The sequence below is a fragment of the Ochrobactrum soli genome, assembly GCF_003664555.1.
Classification (GTDB): domain Bacteria; phylum Pseudomonadota; class Alphaproteobacteria; order Rhizobiales; family Rhizobiaceae; genus Brucella; species Brucella teleogrylli.
Map to the genome: position 1 here is coordinate 308,234 of NZ_RCHH01000003.1, position 12,784 is coordinate 321,017.

Here is a 12,784-nt window from a genome sequence, read left to right on the forward strand (position 1 = left end):
AGCGCGAAGCGGTTTGCGTAGGGTAATGCGGAGAAACAGAGAATAGGGCATATGCCCTTATTTCCCGCCCCGGACGAAACAAGGCCGGATCGGGTTGCCCGAGAGCCGAAAAGGCTCATGACATGGACCCGTCATGGGGCAGGATTGCAGGTAGTTCGCTCTCCCCCGAGCTCCCCGTTGTCTTGCCCGTGGCCCGTCCACCAACCACGGAGATGCCTTAGCGCCTGGCGCGGCGTCTCCCTATGAGGACAAGATATGTTCAATACCCACAAAGTGGAAATCGAATGGGGCGGTCGTCCGCTCACGCTCGAAACCGGCAAGATCGCGCGTCAGGCTGACGGTGCAGTTCTCGCAACCTACGGCGAAACCGTCGTTCTGGCGACTGTCGTTTCTGCCAAGGAACCGAAGCCTGGTCAGGATTTCTTCCCGCTGACGGTCAATTATCAGGAAAAGACCTACGCTGCCGGCAAGATCCCGGGCGGTTTCTTCAAGCGTGAAGGTCGTCCGAGCGAAAACGAAACCCTCGTTTCGCGCCTGATCGACCGTCCGATCCGTCCGCTCTTCGTCGATGGCTACAAGAACGACACGCAGGTTGTTCTGACCGTTGTTCAGCACGATCTCGAAAACAACCCCGACGTCCTGTCGATGGTTGCAGCTTCCGCAGCACTGACCCTTTCCGGCGTTCCTTTCATGGGCCCGATCGGTGGTGCGCGCGTTGGTTACATCAACGGCGAATATGTTCTGAACCCGAATATCGACGAAATGCCGGAATCGAAGCTCGATCTGGTTGTTGCCGGTACGGCTGATGCCGTGCTGATGGTTGAATCGGAAGCGCAGGAACTTTCCGAAGAAGTCATGCTCGGCGCCGTCGTTTTCGGCCAGAAGAGCTTCCAGCCGGTGATCGACGCGATCATCAAGCTTGCTGAAGTTGCTGCCAAGGAACCGCGCGACTTCCAGCCGGAAGACCTGTCGGACCTCGAAGCCAAGATGCTGGCCGTTGTGGAGAACGACCTGCGCGACGCTTACAAGATCACCGAAAAGCAGGCTCGTTACGTTGCTGTTGACGCTGCAAAGGCCAAGGCGAAGGCTCACTTCTTCCCTGAAGGCGTTGAAGAACCGGAATTCTCGGCTGAAAGCTTTGCGACTGTCTTCAAGCACCTGCAGGCGAAGATCGTTCGCTGGAACATTCTCGACACGGGCAACCGTATCGATGGCCGCGACCTGAAGACCGTTCGTGCAATCGTTTCGGAAGTTGGCCTTCTGCCGCGCACCCACGGCTCGGCGCTGTTCACCCGCGGCGAAACGCAGGCGATCGTTGTTGCCACGCTCGGCACCGGCGAAGACGAACAGATGATCGATTCTCTGACCGGTACGTACAAAGAATCCTTCATGCTGCACTACAACTTCCCGCCATATTCGGTTGGTGAAACCGGCCGTATGGGTTCGCCGGGCCGTCGTGAAGTTGGTCATGGCAAGCTCGCATGGCGCGCTATCCACCCGATGCTGCCAGCTGCCGAACAGTTCCCTTACACGATCCGTTCGGTTTCCGAGATCACCGAATCCAACGGTTCTTCCTCGATGGCGACCGTTTGCGGCACCTCGCTCGCTCTGATGGACGCAGGCGTTCCGCTTGCACGTCCGGTTGCCGGTATCGCCATGGGCCTGATCAAGGAAGGCGAGCGTTATGCTGTTCTTTCCGATATTCTCGGCGATGAAGATCACCTCGGCGACATGGACTTCAAGGTTGCCGGTACTGAAAACGGCATCACCGCACTTCAGATGGACATCAAGATCGACGGTATCACCGAAGAGATCATGAAGGTCGCTCTGGAGCAGGCCAAGGGTGGTCGCATTCATATTCTCGGCGAAATGAGCAAGGCTCTGTCCACGTCGCGTGAAGAACTCGGCGAATTCGCTCCGCGCATCGAAGTGATGAACATCCCGACTGACAAGATCCGTGATGTTATCGGTTCGGGCGGCAAGGTCATCCGCGAAATCGTGGAAAAGACCGGTGCCAAGATCAACATCGAAGACGACGGCACGGTGAAGATCGCTTCGTCGAACGGCAAGGAAATCGAAGCCGCCAAGAAGTGGATTCACTCGATTGTTGCTGAGCCGGAAGTCGGCGAAATCTACGAAGGCACGGTCGTCAAGACCGCCGACTTCGGCGCTTTCGTGAACTTCTTCGGCCCGCGTGACGGTCTGGTTCACATCTCGCAGCTGGCTGCCGACCGCGTTGCCAAGACCACCGATGTGGTCAAGGAAGGCCAGAAGGTCTGGGTCAAGCTCATGGGCTTCGACGAACGCGGCAAGGTTCGCCTGTCGATGAAGGTCGTCGATCAGGAAACCGGCAAGGAAGTCGTTGTTGAAAAGAAGGCAGACGCAGACGCTGAATAAGCCCTGCATCGCTTATGAAATCGGAAAGCGCGCCCTCGGGCGCGCTTTTTTGTTGTTTCACGGGAATCATAGGGGTCGTGCGGACTTTTCGGATGCGATCTTGCGGGTTAAAGAACGATCATGATGACACCGGCACAGAAAACACTCTTCCTTCCCTTCGAGCAGGGCATTCTCGATACGCCCGAAGATGGGCAATCCTTTCTCGCATGCGGCCTTTCCGCCGACCGGCTTCTCGATCCTGAATGGAAGCAGATCCTGACTTGCCTGCAACCATGGCGTCCAGATTTTCTGGCGCTGGGCAAGGAAGGCTTTCGCGCAGAGCCGAGATTGGCCACAGAGAGCCGTTTTAACGGCGGGCTACTCCTGCTCGGAAAACACCGTGGACGCAACGAGGCGTGGTTCTCCGAGCTTTTGGCGCGCGTTCAGCCGGGCGGGTGGATCGTCGTTTGCGGGGACAAGAAGCTTGGCGTCGACAGTTTCCGCAAATGGGTGGGCAATATCGCTGAAATCAGCGACCGGATGTCAAAGAACCACGCGGTGGCCTTCTGGCTGCAGCGTCCCGCCGATCTGGACGACGACTTCATCGCGGCGCTGCGCCCGCTGGAAAGCGCAATTGATGATGTGTTCCGCACCGAACCGGGCATGTTTTCGCATGGCGCCATCGACAAGGGCTCGGCGCTGTTGGCCCCGCATATGGAAAAGATCGTGTTCGGCAATGTAGCGGATTTTGGCGCGGGCTGGGGTTATCTCGCAGCGCAGAGCTTGAAATATGCCGACCGCATCAAGTCCATCGATCTGTTCGAGGCGGATTATGAGGCGCTGGAGGCCGCACGCGGCAATCTGGAGCGCTTGGGCGCTTCGGTGCCGATTTCCTTCAACTGGTTCGATATTACCAGCGAGAAGGTGACCGGCATCTACGATACCGTCATCATGAACCCGCCGTTCCATGAAGGGCGCGTGACGGATGTTTCGCTTGGCCAGAGCTTTATCTCGGCTGCAGCGTCGCGGCTGAAGCCGGGCGGTCGCCTGCTGATGGTCGCCAACCGGCAGCTGCCTTATGAGGTGACCCTCAAGGGCCTGTTCAAGTCGGTGACGACACTGGAAGAAGCAGACGGTTTCAAAATCTTCGATGCGAAGAAGTGAAACAAAAAAGCCGCTCCGAAGGGCGGCTTTTTTGTTTCCGGAATACTTATTCGCCGCGTTCGGCGTCAGAGCTTTTCAACTCTTCCAGCGTCGGCATCGAAACGATGTTGTAGCCGGAATCCACATAATGGATTTCGCCGGTCACGCCGCTCGACAGATCGGACAGGAGATAGACAGCCGATTTGCCGACATCGTCGATGTCGACCGTGCGGCGCAGCGGCGAATTGCGGCGCTGATAGCTGAAGATCGCGCGGGCATCGCCGATGCCTGCGCCAGCCAGCGTGCGCACCGGGCCAGCCGAAATGGCGTTGACGCGGATGCCCTGCGGGCCGTAATCGGCAGCCAGATAGCGAACCATGGCTTCAAGCGCCGCCTTGGCAACGCCCATAACGTTGTAGTTCGGGATCGTGCGGGTCGAGCCGCCATAGGTCAGCGTCAGGATCGAACCGCCGTCCTTCATCAGCCTTTCAGCGCGCTGCGCCATTTCCGTGAAGGAGTAGGCGGAAATCACCATGGTCCGGCTGAAATTATCGCGCGTGGTGACGTCTGCGTAACGGCCCTTCAGTTCGGTCTTGTCGGAAAAACCGATGGCGTGAACGATGAAATCGAGCTTGCCCCACTTCTTCTCGATTTCGGCAAAAACCGCATCGACCGTAGAAATGTCTTCGACATCGCAGGGCAGGACGAGGTCCGAGCCGACCTGTTCGGCCAGCGGCTTCACGCGCTTGCCCAGCGCATCGCCCTGATAGGTGAAAGCGAGTTCCGCGCCCTGTGCGGCCAGTTGCTTCGAGATGCCCCATGCCAGAGAATGATTATTCGCGACCCCCATGATGAGGCCGCGTTTTCCTTGCATCAAACCTTCCATATTCCCCTCTCCCTCAGCTCTGGTAGCGCTGGAAAACCAGCGTCGCATTGGTGCCGCCAAACCCGAAGGAGTTGGAGAGCACGGTATTGAGCTGAGCATTATCGATGCGCTTGCGGACGATAGGCATGTCCGCGAAGGCAGGGTCCAATTCTTCGATATGCGCGCTTTCGCAAATGAAATTATTCTGCATCATCAAAAGCGAATAGATCGCTTCCTGCACGCCCGTTGCGCCCAGCGAATGGCCGGTCAGCGACTTGGTCGCGGCAATCGGCGGGCAGGCGTCGCCCGAGCCGAACACCTGACGGATGGCGTCGATTTCCGGCGCATCGCCAGCTGGCGTCGAGGTTGCGTGCGGGTTGATGTAGTCGATCTTGGTCTTGACGGTCGAAAGCGCCATCTTCATGCAGCGGATCGCGCCTTCACCGGACGGAGCGACCATGTCGTAGCCGTCGGAGGTTGCGCCATAGCCGACGATTTCGCCATAGATTTTCGCGCCGCGTGCGAGCGCGGTTTCGAGATCTTCCAGCACCAGAACGCCAGCGCCGCCTGCAATCACAAAGCCGTCACGGTTCTTGTCATAAGCGCGTGATGCGGTGGCAGGCGTGTCGTTATACTTGGTCGCCATCGCGCCCATGGCGTCGAATAGCACCGAAAGCGTCCAGTCGAGATCTTCGCAGCCGCCCGCAAACATGCGGTCCTGCTTGCCATACTGGATCATCTCGAACGCATTGCCGATGCAATGGTTGGATGTCGCGCAGGCCGAAGAGATCGAATAATTGATGCCCTTGATCTTGAAGAAGGTCGCCAGCGTCGCGGACGCCGTCGAGCTCATGGCCTTCGGCACGGCGAACGGACCGACGCGCTTCGGCCCCTTTTCACGGGTGATGTCGGCGGAATCAACGATGGTGCGGGTGGAAGGACCGCCCGAACCCATGATGATGCCGGTGCGGTCGTTGGAGACTTCGTCTTCGGAAAGACCCGCATCGGCAATCGCCTGATCCATGGCGATGTGATTCCAGGCGGTGCCGCGACCGTGGAAGCGCATGGCGCGACGGTCCACGAGGGATTCGACATCGATCTTCGGTGCGCCATGCACCTGGCAGCGGAAACCCAGTTCGGCATATTCTTCCGCACGCGAGATGCCGGATTTGGCTTCGCGCAGCGAGGCCGTCACCTCTTCGGTGTTGTTGCCAATCGAGGATACGATCCCCATACCCGTTACGACCACACGCCGCATCGCGTTCTCCTTTACACCTTTGCTCGTCGAGCGGCAGTCGCTTGGGTCAAGACTGCCTCGTCGCCGTTACATAGGTGCGATCTTCGCATGTTTTGAGCGCGACCGCATAAAAACTGTTCGTTTTTGCCGTCGCGCCCGTGAATAATGGTTGGTTCAGACGATTATTGTCCGTCGCCTTCCTTTGAAAGGCCGACGCGCAGATCGGTGGCCTTGTAGATGGTTTCGCCATCGGCTTTCAGCCAGCCATCGGCGGTGCCGAGCACAAGACGTCCGCGCATGACGCGCTTGAAGTCGATGCCATATTCGAGAAGCTTGGTGTGCGGGCGCACCATGCCCTTGAATTTCACTTCGCCGGTCGAAAGCGCCATGCCGCGGCCCGGTTCGCCGAGCCAGCCAAGGAAGAAGCCGGTCAGCTGCCACATGCCGTCAAGGCCGAGGCAGCCCGGCATGATCGGGTTGCCCTGGAAATGGCATGGAAAATACCAGTCGTCAGGGCGCACGTCGTATTCGGCGCGGATATAGCCCTTGCCGAACTCTCCACCGGTTTCGGAAATATCGGTGATGCGGTGCACCATCAGCATTGGCGGCAGGGGAAGCTGGGCATTGCCGGGGCCGAACATCTCGCCGCGCCCGCAGCTGAGGAGTTCTTCATACCCGTAGCTTGATTTCTGTTCTGCCATTTCGCCTCCCTTGAGGTTTATTCGCTATCGGCCGGCAATCCGGCCCGGTTGTCATTCGGAACGGTTTTAGCGCAAACACCCAAACCGCTCTATCTCTTTCTGGTCGTCAAGTCGGAACACCCCTATCACAGACTGGTTCCCGTACAAAACCTTAGCGACCATAAAAATATGCAATGGATTTTCCCGAAAAAACGGGCAAACTCCAAGCCTATTGATACTTATTTCGCAACGGCATATATCAATGTCAGTATGCAATGGGCAACAGCCCGTTCAATCTTTGACGAATTTGCTACAAGCTTGTAACGGAACCAGCGGTGAATATGCAGTCTACACATACCCACTCGACGGTCTCTATGGAAGAACGGCTCCGCGATTGCGGCCTGCGTCCGACGCGCCAGCGCGTTGCGCTTGCCAGTCTGATTTTTTCGCAAGGTGATCGCCACCTGTCCGCTGAAGACCTCCACGAACAGGCGGTCATGGCGGATGTGCCGGTGTCTCTCGCTACCGTTTACAACACATTGCACCAGTTCACGGAAGCCGGAATGCTCCGCATCATCGCGGTGGAAGGCTCCAAGACCTATTTCGACACGAATATTTCGGACCATCAGCACTTTTTCCTCGAAGGGGAAAATGTCGTGTTCGATATTCCGCATGGCGAACGCGGCCAGCCGACGGTTGCCAATATGCCCGACGCACCGGAAGGCATGGAAATCGTCAATGTGGACATTATCGTTCGCCTCCGTCGCAAGACGCAGTGACAGTTCGATCCTGACGGATTACTGATAAGCGGCTTCGGCCGCTTTTTTGTTAGCTGCCATAAAGTTCTTGCCAGAAACAGCGAAAGCGGGTTGAATAAAACGGTTCCGAAACAATCCTTGGTGTAGAGGATAGCGGATGCCGGTTGAGATGAAGCCGATACAGGCACTGACATTGCTGAAGACCCTGTCGCTTGGGCAGATACGTGACGAGATGCCAGATCTCACGACGCGGCAGACCGCTATTCTTCTGACAATCTATCTGGAGCCTCCGCCGCATACGGTGCGGGGGCTTGCGGCAAAACTGGATGTCACCAAGCCGGTGGTCACGCGCGCGCTCGACACGATGGGTACGCTCGACCTTCTATCCCGTCATCGTGATGAAAAAGACCGGCGAAATGTGCTAGTTAAGAGAACTGTCGCCGGTGCGCTTTATGTTGAACGACTGGGCGATCTGGTGATCGCCAAAGCCAGAGAGTTACCTTTATGAGTGTCTGCCCATGAGTTCCGATGTGACCACGCTCGACCGCCGCCTCAATGCCTATCGCGCCGATCTCGCCGATGAGCGATTGAACGACCGGGTGCAGGCGACCCGCTTTATAGCCGGAACCGAAATGCAGGTGACCGCGCCGGTGGTTGACCTCCGGTCGCAGCCGCGCCCGGACAGCGGACCCCAGACCCAGATCATTTTTGGCGACACGGTGCGCGTTTTCGAGGAAATGGACGGCTGGTGCTGGGTGCAGGCCGAGCGTGACGGTTATACGGGTTATGTCTCGGCGTCGTTCATCGAAAAACCGCAGGGCGAAGCCACCCATATGGTCATCGTGCCGCGAACTTTTATCTATCCCGGCTCCGATTTGCGTTTTCCGCACACGCAGGCGCTGTCGCTTGGTTCACGCGTGCGGATCGTCGGCGCTGCCGAAACGCGCGGCACTCCTTATGCCGTGCTGGAAAGCGGCGAGGCGATGATTGCAAGCCATCTGGCGCCAATCGGCGAACACGCTGCCGACTATGTGGCCGTGGCGGAAACGCTGTTGCATACGCCCTATCTTTGGGGCGGCACGTCCGGCTTCGGCATTGATTGTTCCGGTCTGGTCCAGCTTGCCATGTGGGTCGCGGGCCGCAAGGTTCTGCGCGATTCCGACATGCAGCAAAATACGCTGGGCACGGTGGTGGAGCCGAATGCGGATTATTCCAATCTCCAGCGTGGCGATCTTGTTTTCTGGAAGGGGCATGTCGCGATCTGCGCTGCGCCCGACATGCTGATCCATGCCAGCGGTCACACCATGACCGTGACGCTGGAACCGTTGCAGGATGCAATCAAGCGCATCGCTTATCTCTATGATCTGCCGACGCTGATCCGCAGACCCTGATTGCGCAGCGACTGCTTTAAACAGGTCCATGAAAGGTCGGGCCGATGACGGGAAACAGGATGTTTCAAGGTGCAGGCTTTGTCGCCATGGCGCTTGGTCTTGCTGTCCTCATCCCTTCAGCGGTTTCATCCGAAAGGATAGCGCGCGTGACCATTCCCGCTTCGCCAGCCGCCTTTGCCGAAGTCAACGGTATCGAAATGTATTACCGGATCGTCGGTAAGGGACCGCCGATCCTGCTGATACCGGGCGGTCTGTCCGACCAACATGTCTGGGATGCGCAACTGCCGATATTGGCGCGTCATCATACGGTGATCGTCGCCGACAGTCGCGGGCAGGGGCGTTCCACCCGCACGACTGAACCGCTCACTTATGGCCTGATGGCTGACGATTATGTGGCGCTCATGGACTTTCTGCATATCGACAAGGTCGATCTGGTGGGCTGGAGCGATGGCGGCATTATCGGGCTCGATATCGCCATGCGTTACCCTGAGCGCCTGAACAGCCTGTTCGCGCAGGCTGCCAATGTCTCACCTGAGGGCAATACCGGCTATATCGAAGCGATAGCTGAGGGACGGCCCATCCCTGAACTTCGCCACTACGAAAGCATCGACAAGGAAATTCATGCGCTCTGGGCGAATGAACCGAACTATACCGATGAAGACCTATCACAGATAAAGGTGCGCACCGCCATCGTGATCGGCGATCACGATACAGCCGTCACGCGCGAACATACGGAATTCATCGCCAGCCAGATTCCCGGTGCAGAACTGATTATCCTGCCTGATTCCGGCCACGGCGTGCCGGTGGAAAATCCCCGGCTTTACGCCCACACGGTTCTGAAATTCATCGATGGAAAAACGAACAGCCGAACTTAAACCCGGTTTGGCAGCACCCGATCCGGCGTCCGGTGTCCGTCGACGAAAGCCTTGATATTGATGATGACCTTGTCACCCATATCGATGCGGCCTTCAATCGTGGCTGAACCCATATGTGGCAGCAGCACGACCTTGCCCTTTTCGGCAAGCGCCAGCAGGCGCGGATTGACCGCAGGTTCGTTCTCGAACACGTCCAGCCCGGCACCGGCGATGCGGCCTTGCTCGATCAGATCGATCAAGGCGTTTTCATCGATGATCTGGCCGCGCGCCGTGTTGACCAGATAGGCCGTCGGCTGCATCAGCGCGATGCGACGAGCCGAGAGCAGATGAAATGTGGCCGGCGTCGAAGGGCAATTGACCGAGATAATGTCCATGCGGGCTAGCATCTGGTCGAGGCTGTCCCAATAGGTCGCTTCCAGCTCTTCCTCGACCTGCGGGCTGACGCGTTTGCGATTGTGATAGTGGATCGACAAGCCGAAAGCCTTGGCGCGACGCGCCACGGCGGTGCCGATGCGGCCCATGCCGACAATGCCGAGGCGCTTGCCCCAGATGCGGCGTCCGAGCATCCATGTCGGCGACCAGCCTGGCCATTTGCCATCGCGCTCGTTCAGCACATTCGCGCCTTCCACAAGGCGGCGCGGGGCCGACAGAAGCAGCGCCAGTGTCATGTCGGCGGTATCTTCGGTGAGCACATTCGGCGTGTTGGTTACGGTAATGCCGCGCTTTGCAGCGGCGGCTACGTCGATATTATCGACGCCATTGCCGAAATTGGCGATCAGCTTGAGATTGGGTCCCGCCTGTTCAATGGCGGCGGCGTCGATCACATCGGTGATGCAGGGCACGAGAACATCGGCCTCTTTCAGCGCGGCGATGATTTCCGGCTGGGTCATACGGTGGTCGTCTATATTGAGACGTGCATCGAACAATTCCCGCATTCGGGTTTCCACCGGGTCCGGCAGTTTTCTCGTAAGAACGACCAGCGGCTTCTTTTTGTTCGACATCTCCACCCCGTTTTCTAAGCCCGCTTCCGGGCGAACTTCTGTGCTGAAGCTTCATGTTGAGACCTCCTTAACCAAGAAGGTGCAATATGGGATATTGCTTCGGCTGCTCATCTCTATCAAGGCGGCGGGGCAAAGACAAAGAAAAACAGGACCGATAAACAAGACGGTCGCGATGCCGGACAGCCCCCGCCGTTTTACGCTTCCGCTGAAGGCATGACCGTCTTGAGTAAAGAACAGGACGGCGAGAGGCGCAGTGAATAGAGTACTTCCCCAAAGGTTTTTGGCTCAGAGCATCTCGGTAAAGCGCTTTTTCATGGCCTTTGCGGCGTGTCTGGGGCTGCTGTTCGCGGCAGCGCCGATCAGCGCGCATGCAGCCGAAACGGAAGCAACTGGCACCGCCACGGGCGCAAGCGGACTGCCTGTGCCGCGCTTCGTCAGCCTCAAACCGGCGCGCGTCAACCTGCGCATCGGGCCGGGGCGCGACTATCCGGTTTCGTGGCTGTTCATGAAGGCCGGGCTGCCGGTCGAGATCATTCAGGAATATGACAACTGGCGACGTATCCGCGATGCCGACGGCACAGAAGGCTGGGTCTACCAGTCGCTCCTGTCCGGCAAGCGCACAGCGATCACCGCGCCCTGGCTGAAGAACGACAAGGGCAAGATGATCACCATGCGCCGCGATGCCAATGATACGGCAGCAGTCGCTGCCGATATCGAACCGGGTGTTGTCGGCACCGTGCGCCAGTGCACCGGTCAATGGTGCCGCATGGATGTCAGCGGCGTGCGCGGCTGGATCAAGCAGTCGGAGCTATGGGGTGTTTATCCCGGTGAAGCCTTCGATTGATAACACGACAGCTGCATTCTTCGTGATGCCGGAATGCAAAGAGCAATTTGTCTGCGTTCCGGTGCTCACGTACGTTGAAGTACGCTCCGCTCCGGTACTCGAAAATCACTCTTTTCGCCACGGCCTGACGAATTTGCAACTGTCGTTATAAGCTGCGAACTTATTACTTTCCGTATTTTTCCTTGAGCAGCAGATAGAGCGCACGGATCGCCTGCGCTTCACCGCCGACTGGCGAGGCGGGTTTCTCCACCGGCACCCAGCCGAAAATATCGAAATGCGCATGCGCCTTTGCTTTTTCGACAAAGCGGCTGAGGAACAAGGCTGCCGTCACCGATCCGGCAAAACCGTCAGTGGTGACATTGTTGATATCGGCAATGCGTGACGACAGTTTTTGCGCATAGGGCTGCCAGAGCGGCATGCGCCACAGCGGATCGGCGGTTTCCTCGGCCTTGGCGGCAATGGCTTCCGCCAGCGCATCGTCATGGGTGAAGAACGGTGGCAGGTCAGGACCGAGCGCCACACGCGCTGCACCGGTCAGGGTCGCCATATCGATCAGCAATTCCGGTTCTTCCTCGTCGGCCAGCGCCAGAGCATCCGCCAGCACCAGCCTGCCTTCCGCATCCGTATTGCCTATTTCGACGGTCAGTCCCTTGCGGCTTTGTAGAACATCGCCCGGACGGAACGCATTTCCGGCAATTGAATTCTCGACCGCCGGGATTAGTACGCGCAACCGCACGGCCAGTTTTGCGCCCATGACGATGGCGGCAAGGCCGAGCACATTGGCAGCGCCGCCCATATCCTTTTTCATGAGCAACATGCCGCTTGCGGGCTTGATATCGAGACCGCCCGTATCGAAGCAGACGCCCTTGCCGACCAGCGTGACCTTCGGATCGCTTTCCTTGCCCCATGTGATGTCGATCAGACGTGGCGCAATCGCGCCTGCGCGTCCAACCGCATGGATCATCGGGAAATTCTGTTCCAGAAGAGCATCGCCTTCCGTGACAATCACCTTCGCGCCATGTTGGCTGGCCAGGTCGCGTGCGGCTTTTTCCAGCGCATCCGGTCCCATGTCGTTGGTCGGCGTGTTGATGAGATCACGCGTGAGTGTAACCGCTGCGGCGATGCGCTTCGTCTCGGCTTCATCGACACCACTGGGCAGAGCAAGGCGGATTGTCTTGCCATTTGCCTTGCGGTAGCGCGAGAAATGATAGCCGCCCATCAGGAAGGCGAGCGCCGCCAGCCCGGCATCGTCGCCGGCATTTTCGAAATGCCAGTCACCTTCCGGCAGGCTGCGTGCGAGTTTGCCTGCAAGCAGTTGCGACTGACCACCTTTGGCACCGTCGCCAATGCCGAACAGCGCGCCGGAGATCGCGCCGTCCGGTCCCGGCAGAACCAGAACCTTGCCCGCCTCTCCGTCGAAATCATGGGCTTTCGCCCAAGCGATCACCGGGGCAGGAAGCGTGTTTTCTTCAAGTTGCCCCTTTTTCGTAAACCAGATTGGACGGCTTTGTTCCGACTTTTGGGCAATGAGTTCGACAGACATGGCACTCTTTCCGATCAAGGCAGTTTTGAAAACAGATAGAGTGCTTCGCCTCGTTTGAAAACAGGTCCATG

General features: G+C 58.2%; 12 protein-coding genes. 7 read left to right on the forward strand and 5 right to left on the reverse strand.

The features are described 5' to 3' along the window. Positions 1-255 precede the first annotated feature (255 nt). Both pnp and D8666_RS06890 read left to right on the forward strand, forming a co-directional pair. A complete protein-coding gene (gene pnp, locus D8666_RS06885) occupies positions 256-2,397 on the forward strand; it encodes a polyribonucleotide nucleotidyltransferase (RefSeq protein WP_121537004.1) in 2,142 nt (713 codons plus the stop codon). A gap of 120 nt (positions 2,398-2,517) precedes the next feature. Next, entirely contained in the window at positions 2,518-3,540 is a 1,023-nt protein-coding gene (locus tag D8666_RS06890) for a class I SAM-dependent methyltransferase (RefSeq protein WP_121537006.1), read from the forward strand. A gap of 46 nt (positions 3,541-3,586) precedes the next feature. Here D8666_RS06890 and fabI read toward each other — a convergent pair whose 3' ends face one another. The 3 genes from fabI to fabA all read right to left on the reverse strand — a co-directional run bounded on the left by fabI (position 3,587) and on the right by fabA (position 6,322). Then, positions 3,587-4,405 (reverse strand): enoyl-ACP reductase FabI, encoded by an 819-nt coding sequence (gene fabI / locus D8666_RS06895; RefSeq protein ID WP_109370113.1) that lies wholly within the window; start codon positions 4,403-4,405, stop codon positions 3,587-3,589. Positions 4,406-4,418: 13 nt separating this feature from the next. Beyond that, positions 4,419-5,642, reverse strand: coding sequence for a beta-ketoacyl-ACP synthase I (gene fabB, locus D8666_RS06900; RefSeq protein WP_109370114.1), 1,224 nt, complete (start codon positions 5,640-5,642; stop codon positions 4,419-4,421). Between the two features lie 161 nt (positions 5,643-5,803). Beyond that, a complete protein-coding gene (gene fabA / locus D8666_RS06905) occupies positions 5,804-6,322 on the reverse strand; it encodes a 3-hydroxyacyl-[acyl-carrier-protein] dehydratase FabA (RefSeq protein ID WP_121537008.1) in 519 nt (172 codons plus the stop codon). Positions 6,323-6,642: 320 nt separating this feature from the next. Between fabA and irrA the strand changes: the two genes are divergently transcribed. From irrA to D8666_RS06925, 4 genes are all read left to right on the forward strand, one after another. Next, a complete protein-coding gene (irrA, locus tag D8666_RS06910) occupies positions 6,643-7,080 on the forward strand; it encodes an iron response transcriptional regulator IrrA (protein ID WP_109370116.1) in 438 nt (145 codons plus the stop codon). 136 nt (positions 7,081-7,216) lie between these two features. Then, positions 7,217-7,567, forward strand: coding sequence for a MarR family transcriptional regulator (locus tag D8666_RS06915; RefSeq protein ID WP_109370117.1), 351 nt, complete (start codon positions 7,217-7,219; stop codon positions 7,565-7,567). A gap of 10 nt (positions 7,568-7,577) precedes the next feature. After that, positions 7,578-8,450, forward strand: coding sequence for a C40 family peptidase (locus D8666_RS06920; RefSeq protein ID WP_121537010.1), 873 nt, complete (start codon positions 7,578-7,580; stop codon positions 8,448-8,450). Positions 8,451-8,494: 44 nt separating this feature from the next. Further along, positions 8,495-9,325, forward strand: a complete 831-nt coding sequence (locus tag D8666_RS06925) for an alpha/beta fold hydrolase (protein WP_235858893.1) — start codon at positions 8,495-8,497, stop codon at positions 9,323-9,325. Here the strand turns inward: D8666_RS06925 and D8666_RS06930 are convergent. After that, positions 9,322-10,326: a 2-hydroxyacid dehydrogenase gene (locus D8666_RS06930; RefSeq protein WP_109370120.1), complete on the reverse strand. Its 1,005-nt coding sequence runs from the start codon at positions 10,324-10,326 to the stop codon at positions 9,322-9,324. The two genes, D8666_RS06925 and D8666_RS06930, sit on opposite strands and share 4 nt — an antisense overlap. Before the next feature lie 313 nt (positions 10,327-10,639). On the opposite strand from D8666_RS06930, the gene D8666_RS06935 reads away from it, so the two are divergent. Further along, entirely contained in the window at positions 10,640-11,170 is a 531-nt protein-coding gene (locus D8666_RS06935; protein ID WP_121537434.1) for an SH3 domain-containing protein, read from the forward strand. A gap of 163 nt (positions 11,171-11,333) precedes the next feature. Here the strand turns inward: D8666_RS06935 and D8666_RS06940 are convergent, their stop codons facing one another. Next, positions 11,334-12,713 carry a leucyl aminopeptidase family protein gene (locus D8666_RS06940; RefSeq protein ID WP_121537014.1) on the reverse strand — a complete coding sequence of 460 codons (1,380 nt, stop codon included), beginning with the start codon at positions 12,711-12,713 and terminating at the stop codon, positions 11,334-11,336. Positions 12,714-12,784: the final 71 nt, after the last annotated feature.